Source organism: Corallococcus sp. AB038B (genome assembly GCF_003668955.1).
GTDB lineage: Bacteria > Myxococcota > Myxococcia > Myxococcales > Myxococcaceae > Corallococcus > Corallococcus exiguus.
Genome location: NZ_RAWO01000462.1, coordinates 1 through 378, shown reverse-complemented (window position 1 = coordinate 378; position 378 = coordinate 1). Strand labels below are relative to the sequence as shown.

Annotated in this window: 1 protein-coding gene; it reads right to left on the bottom strand. The window is 64.6% G+C overall.

Annotated features, from left to right (window positions below; genetic code table 11):
* Positions 1-324: hypothetical protein (locus D7Y04_RS46925; RefSeq protein ID WP_368666444.1), on the bottom strand; the 324-nt coding region annotated here is incomplete at its 3' end.
* Positions 325-378: the final 54 nt, after the last annotated feature.

The following is a 378-nucleotide window of genomic DNA, read 5'->3' as shown; positions in this document are numbered from 1 at the left end:
CACGGTGTCGTACAGAGCCCCGGGGGAGGAGTCGTTCCTCAGGACAACGTCGAACGAGGATCGATCTCGCTCCTTGAGTTCCATCTCGGTGCTGTGTCGAGCCAACGCCCCAGGAGCTCCAGCCCCTGGGCGCTCGATGAGCCAGATGGAGGCGCCCAGCTCTCGTGCCATCCGCCATTCCGCCTGGGTCCGCAAGTCGGTGCAGACGACACGTCCTCCTGAACGCAGGATGGCTTCGACTCGAAGCCGGAAGGGGCGCAGCCAGACTTCGGAGTCCAGCTCCACGCAGGCCTGTCCGAATCGTTGATACAGCTCCCGAGGCATCCTCCCGAACCGAGGGTCGACTTCATTGCGCCGCTCACCCCAAAGCTGTGCGGG